Here is a 6,896-nt window from a genome sequence, read left to right on the forward strand (position 1 = left end):
CGCGACGGCCAGGGCCGCCACCAGCGTGACCGGTCCCGGCAGCGGCAGCGCCCGGACGACCCCGGCGGCGGCCACGGCGACCGCGCCCACCGTCACCGCGTCCGGCACGGCCGCGAGGTGACCGGCCGCCAGCACCGCGAGCGCGGCGGAGGCGACGGTGGCCATCAGCCCCTGCATCCGCTCGTCGGCGCCCGCCCGGCTGCGCAGCTGGAGCACCAAGGTCAGCAGCACCCAGACGCCGAGCGTGCCGATGATCGCGGCCGGGCCGTTCTCCCGGCCCGCCGCCAGCAGCGCCGCATCGGCCACCAGACCGCCGGCGAACGCCAGCGCGATGCCCTGCCGGGCCGGCCACATGCCGTTGAGCCGGAACCAGCCCGCCGCCGTCACCGCCTGGAGCAGTACCAGCGGCACCAGCAGGGCGTACGGGCCGACGGCCGCGCCGAGCGCCAGCAGCAGCCCGAGCGCCGCGGTGATCGCGGCCGGCTGGATTCCCGGCGCGATGATCGGGGAACGCCCCTCGGCCCGGGCGCGCTGCGCGTCGGTGACCCGGGTGTTGCCGAGGGTCGTGGGCGGCCCGTACCCGTCGGCGGCGGCGCTCACACCCTCGTCGGGCGCGGGCGCGGGCGCGGGCTCGTGCCGGGCGGGCTCCCGGCCGGCACCGTCCGCACCGGAGAAGCCCGAGCCGGAGTAGTCGGCCCCGGAGTAGTCGGCCCCGGAGTAGTCCGCGCCGGCGTAGTCACCGCCGGGGAACTCCGCGCCGGGGGAGGCGCCGAGACCCGGTCCGGCCGGCGGCTGTCCGAGGTGTCCGGCGGCCGGTTCCGGCCGGCTGGGCAGGTTCACCGGGAAGCCGTCGGCGTCCAGGGCGCCCGGGTCGTAGCTGTCCGGGTAGGACCGCTGCGCGGCCCCGTAGGACTCCTCGGACTCCGGATACGTCTGCTGAGCCACCGGGTACTGCCCCTCGGCCGTCATGTACGGCTGCCCCCCGTCCGCGTACGTGTTCTGGGCGGCGCCGTCGTACGCGCCGTCCTGGTGGCCGTACGCGTGCCCGTCCGTACCGCCGCCGTACGGGGCGCCGTCCCCGGGGTGGCCGTAGCTGCCCGGCGCCTCGGCACCGGCGTACGGCGCCTGCGGCCGCTCGGGTTCGCCGAAGGCGTGGTCGGCGGGCGCGGCCGGCGCGTGTTCCTCCCGGTCCGGGGAGGACGCCTCCTGCGCGGCGCGCGGCGCGTGCAGGGCCGTGACCCCGGCGAGGGCCTGGCCGCGGCCCCGGCTGGGCAGCGCCTCGGAGTCGCGCAGCGGGGCGGGTTCCGGCGCCGGGGCGGTGTCCTCGGCCACCGGCGACGGGACCGCCACCGGACCGGCGTGCGGACCGGGGACGGTGAGCGAGTCCGGGACGAGCACGACGACCCGGGTACCGCCGAACGCGGAGTTGCGGAACTCCACCCGCAGCCCGTACTGGTCGGCGAGGCGCGCGATCACGTACAGGCCCAGGCGGATGTCGTCGGCGTGCGCCAGCACGTCCATCCGGGGCGGCCGGCTCATCAGCTCGTTGGCCGCCGCGAGCTGGTCCTCCTCCATGCCGAGCCCGCGGTCCTCGACCTCGATGGCCAGGCCCCGGCTGACCTGCGCCGCCCGGACCTCGACGGGGCTGGGCGGCCGGGAGAACGTCAGCGCGTTCTCGATCAGTTCGGCCAGCACGTGCGAGACCGGGCCGACGGCCCGCTCGGAGAGCCACGGGGAGCCGTCCAGGTCCAGCACCACCCGGCGGTAGTCCTGCACCTCGCCCTGGGCGGAGCGCATGACGTCCAGCAGGGCGACGGGCTTGCGCCAGCGCCGGTGCGGGGAACCGCCCGCGAGGATCACGAGGTTCTCCTCGTAGCGCCGCAGGCGGGCGGTGAGGTGGTCGAGGTCGAAGAGGCCGTCCAGCACCTCCGGGTCCTCGTGCTTGCGCTCCAGCTCGTCCAGCTTCTTCAGCTGCTGGCCGATGAGCTGCTGGGTACGGCGCGCGATGCGCTGGAGCAGCCGCTCGAAGCCGCGGTGCTGGTCGGCCTGTTCGACGGCCGCCCGCAGGGCACTGGTGCGGGCCAGGTCGAGCGCGTTGCCGAGCTGCGCCAGCTCGTCGGTCGCGGTGTCGCCCTCGCTCCCGATGGCCCGGGCCTCCGCCTCGACGTCGATGCGCTCGCCCTTGCCGAGCCGCCGCACGACGTCGGGCAGGGCCCGCTCCAGCTCCTCGGCCCGCTCCTGGAGCGCGCTGATCCGGCGGCGCAGGTTGCGCGACAGACGCCAGGTGAACCAGATGACGGCGACGACCGCGATCAGGCCGACGACCGTGGTCAGCACGACCTTGATCAGCAGCGAGACGACACTGTCCTTGCCCGCCGCGACCACGACGTCCGTGCGCTGCTCCATCAGCTTCACCAGCTGGGGCGTGACCTCGTCCATCGCACCGCGCCAGTCGGCCTCCTTGGCGCCGAGACGGACGAATCCGTCCCCGTCCGGGGCGGCCTGCCGCAGCACCTGGGTCTCCACCCGGGTCTTGGTCTTCCACGCGGAACTCGCGAAGACCTCGTCCCACCGGGCCTTCTCGCCCTCCGGGAGGAAGGGGAGGACCTGCGTCGCGTACTGGAAGGACTGCGCGGAGACGGCCTGGCGGACCTCGCGCAGATCGGCGGTGCTCAGCTTGCCGGCGGCCCAGCCGCGGGCCAGCAGCGCGTCCGAGCGGGAGATCATCTCCTTGGCCCAGAACTCGCTGACCAGCGGCTGCGACAGCGTGGTGATCCGGCCGTTGTCCACATGGCTGAGCGCGGTGAACAGCTTCAGGTCCACGGCGATCAGGTCCGTGTAGTAGCGGTACACGGCCTTCTGCTGGTCGCTGTCGCCCTCGTCGACGAGGGTGCGCTGCGCCGGGAGCTGGGTGATCGCCGTCCGCGCTCCCCGGACCGCGTCCCGCACCTCGCCGGGGGCGTCGTCGGTGTCGATGTCGGAGAGGGACTGGAACCCGGCGATGGCGTCGTCGGTCAGCTTGCGCTGCTTGCGCAGGGCGTCGGTGGGACCGCCGCCGCGCGCCAGCGCCTCGGCACTGAGCCGACGCTCCTCCTGGAGGTTGTAGTACACGATGTTGGACGGCTGGCCGGCCTTCTGGGCCAACTGCCCCTGGGCCGCTTGCTTCTGGAAGTCGAGCAGAGTCTGACCACTGGTGACGGCCCAGAGGGCGGCCAGGGCTACACCGGGTACGACGGCCAGTACCAGCAGGGCCGTCCGCAGCGACATAGTGGTCGAGCTGCTCCGCCGTGACGCGCGCGTGCGCAGGGCATGCTCCTTGACGTGGTGCCAGTCTCACGACTGGTCAAATCCATTGGGTACGAGGACGGCTAGATAGTAGTCACAGTGCAAAAACGGAATGGAACTGGGCTCACATGTGCAACATCGGTCGGGCACATGATCCCCACGGACTGCGGCGCGCCGTACAGGTGAGGCGCGGCCGGGGATATATCTGTATTCGGTGCACCTTGTCCGTTCCGCAGCCCCGCGCACCCCGCCCCCCGCCGACGAGCCCCGCAGCCCGGCCGTATGACCGCGCTCATCGCCGCCCACTTCGTCCTCGCGGCCTTCGCGCGTCCGTTGGTACGACGGCTCGGCGCACGCGCCTTCCTGGTCCTCGCCCTGCCCCCCGCCGCCACCACCTGCTGGGCCCTCACCCGCTGGGACACCGCCGCCTCCGGCGCCGCGACCGGCTGGACCTGGCGCTGGCTGCCCGCCTACGACGTCTCCGTCGCGCTGCGCCTGGACGCCCTCGCGGAACTGATGGTGCTGCTCGCGGCCGGGGTCGGCACGCTCGTCCTGCTGTACTGCGCCTCCTACTTCAGTGACACCACGCCCCGCCTCGCCGGATTCGCCGGGAACCTCCTCGCCTTCGCCGGGGCCATGCTCGCCCTCGTCCTCAGCGACGACCTGATCACCCTCTACGTCTTCTGGGAGCTGACCACCGTCTTCTCGTACCTGCTCATCGGGTACGACAGTGAGCAGCGGCACAGCAGGCGCTCCGCCCTCCAGGCGCTGACCGTCACCACCCTCGGCGGCCTCGCCATGCTCATCGGCTTCCTGATCGTCGGCCACCAAGCCGGCACGTACCGGATCTCCGCGATCCTCGCCGACCCGCCCCCGGCCGGCACCGCCGTCCAGATCGCCGTCCTGCTGATCCTGTGCGGGGCGCTGTCCAAGTCGGCGGTCTGGCCGTTCAGCCTCTGGCTGCCCAACGCCATGGCCGCGCCCACCCCCGTCAGCGCCTACCTGCACGCCGCCGCGATGGTCAAGGCCGGGGTCTACCTGATCGCCCGGCTCGCCCCCGCCTTCGCCGACGTACCCGGCTGGCGGCCCGTCGTGATGGTCCTGGGCGCCGCGACGATGCTCCTCGCCGGCTGGCGGGCCCTGCGCCTGCACGACCTCAAGATCGTGCTCGCCTACGGCACCGTCAGCCAGCTCGGCTTCCTCACCGTGCTCGCGGGCGCCGGCAACCGCGACGCCGCGCTCGCCGCCGCCGTCATGATCCTCGCCCACGCCCTCTTCAAGGCCCCGCTGTTCCTGGTCACGGGCATCGTCGACCACGCCGCCGGCACCCGCGACCTGCGCCGGCTCTCCGGCGTCGGGCGCTCCCTGCCCCAGGTGTGCGCCGTCGCCGTGCTCGCCGGGCTCTCCATGGCCGCCCTGCCCCCGCTGCTCGGCTTCGCCGCCAAGGAGTCCGCGTTCGAGGCGCTGCTGCACGGGGACACGGCGGACCGCTGGGCCCTCGGCGTCACGGTCGCGGGCTCGGCGCTCACCGTCGCCTACACCGCCCGCTTCCTGTGGGGCGGCTTCCTGCGCAAGCCCGGCGTCCCCGACACCCCGGTGCACCGCGTCGGCCCCGCCTTCCTCGCCGCCCCCGCCGTCCTCGCGCTCTGCGGCCTGGTGCTCGGGCCCGGCGTCGGCTGGACGGACCGGCTGCTCAGCGCGTACGCCGACACCTTCCCGGCCCCCGCCCACCCCTACCACCTCGCGCTCTGGCACGGCTGGGGCACCGCCCTGCTGCTCTCCGCCGCCGCCACGGCGGGCGGCGCCCTGCTCTTCGCCGCGCGCGCCCGGGTCACCCGGTTCTCCCGGCGCGTCGCCTGGCCCACCGCCGACGCCGTCTTCGGCCACCTGCTGCTGGGCCTGGAACGCCTCTCCCTCCAGGTCACCGGCTTCGTCCAGCGCGGCTCGCTCTCCGTCTACCTCGCCACCACCCTGCTCGTGATGCTCGCCGGACAGCTCTCCGCGCTCATCACCGACCAGCCCTGGCGGGGCGCCCCGGCGCCCCGGCTCTGGGACGTCCCGCTCCAGGGTGCCGTCGCCGCCCTGACCTGCGCGGCGGCCCTCCTCTGCCTCACCGTGCGACGGCGCATGAAGGCCGTCGTGCTGGCCGGACTCACCGGCTACGGGACCGCGCTGCTGTTCGTCGTCCAGGGCGGCCCCGACCTGGCGCTCACCCAGTTCTGCGTGGAAACCGTGTCCATGATCGTGTTCGTCCTGGTCCTGCGGCGGATGCCGGTCCACTTCGAGGAGTCCGTCAGCAGCTGGCGGCGGGCCGTGCGCGTCCCGGTCGCCCTGGCCGCCGCCGCCACCCTCGGCGTGGTGGTCTGGGTCGCCGCCGCCGCGCGCACCGCGCTCCCGGCCGGCGCCGCCATGGTCGAGGAGACCGCGCACCACGGCCTCAAGGACGTCGTCGCGACGATCCTGGTGGACCTGCGGTCCTGGGACACCATGGGGGAGTCCGCCGTCCTCGCCGCCGCCGCGATCGGCGTGACCAGCCTGCTCTACCTGCACCGCCGCGCCGAGGGCCCGGCCGTGCCCGCCGGGGAACGCGGACCCACCGCCTGGTCCATGACCACCGAACCGCTGACCGGGGTGCCCCAGGGGGACGAGGGCGCGCCCGAACGCGGCTGGCTGGCGGCCGGCGCCACCCTCGCCCCCGAACACCGGTCCGTGGTCTTCGAGGTCATCGCCCGGCTGCTGTTCCACCCGATCCTGGTGCTCTCCGTCTACCTGCTGTTCTGCGCCGAGAACATGCCCGGCGGCGGCTTCGTCGGCGGCCTGGTCGCGGGCCTCGCCCTGATCACCCGCTACCTCGCGGGCGGCCGGTTCGAACTCGCCGAGGCCGCACCCCTCCAGCCCGGCCTCTTCACCGGCCTCGGCCTCTTCCTCTCCACCGGCGTCGCCCTCCTCGGCCTCCGGGACGGAACGGTCCTGCACGCCTGGACGTACCACGGCCACCTGCCGGTCTTCGGCGACTTCGAGTTCGGCACCCCGGTCATCTTCGACTGCGGCGTCTACCTGCTGGTCCTCGGCGTCGTCCTCGACATCGTCCGGGCACTCGGCGCCAAGATCGACCGCCAGATCGAACGCGCCGCCGCCGAGAAGGCCGCCGCCCGCCGGGCCGCCGGGCCGGAGACCGGGGAGGCCACCCCGTGACCGTCAGCGCCTCGCTCCTGGCCGCCGCGGTGGTCCTCTGCGCGGTCGGCGGCATCCTCATGCTGACCCGGCCCCTCACCCGCATCCTGCTCGGCGCGGTCGTCGCCGGCAACGGCATCAACCTGTTCGTCCTGTCCGCCACCGGGTCCGCCGGCCGCGAACCGCTGCTCTACGGCGTCGATCTCGCCGAGGTCACCGACCCGCTGCCGCAGGCCATCGCCCTCACCGCGATCGTTATCACCCTGGCCACCACCGCGTTCCTGCTCGCCATGGCCTACCGGGGCCACCAGCTGACCGGCACCGACGAGGTCCACGACGACCTGGAGGACCGGCGCATCGTCCTGCGCGCCGAGGTGCTGGACGAACGCGACGAACTGCGCGCCCGCTTCCGGGCCGACGGCGACCGCAGCGCCGAG

At 74.2% G+C, this 6,896-nt stretch carries 3 protein-coding genes; 2 read left to right on the forward strand and 1 reads right to left on the reverse strand.

Annotated elements, in window-relative coordinates:
• Positions 1 to 3,267: nitrate- and nitrite sensing domain-containing protein (locus MHW47_RS36165; RefSeq protein ID WP_239226989.1), on the reverse strand; the 3,267-nt coding region annotated here is incomplete at its 3' end.
• Between the two features lie 300 nt (positions 3,268 to 3,567).
• Between MHW47_RS36165 and MHW47_RS30020 the strand changes: the two genes are divergently transcribed.
• Both MHW47_RS30020 and MHW47_RS30025 read left to right on the forward strand, forming a co-directional pair.
• On the forward strand, positions 3,568 to 6,480 hold the full coding sequence (locus tag MHW47_RS30020) for a Na+/H+ antiporter subunit A (RefSeq protein WP_239226991.1): 2,913 nt from the start codon (positions 3,568 to 3,570) through the stop codon (positions 6,478 to 6,480).
• Positions 6,477 to 6,896 (forward strand): Na(+)/H(+) antiporter subunit C (locus MHW47_RS30025; protein ID WP_239226994.1); only part of this gene is annotated, 420 nt, incomplete at its 3' end. The genes MHW47_RS30020 and MHW47_RS30025, both read left to right, overlap by 4 nt.

Origin of the sequence: Streptomyces sp. OfavH-34-F, assembly GCF_022347745.1 — a bacterium.
GTDB lineage: Bacteria > Actinomycetota > Actinomycetes > Streptomycetales > Streptomycetaceae > Streptomyces.

Excerpts from the sequence above, each read along its gene's own strand:
- MHW47_RS30020 (WP_239226991.1), top strand. The coding sequence starts at position 3,568 with ATGACCGCGCTCATCGCCGCCCACTTCGTCCTCGCGGCCTTCGCGCGT.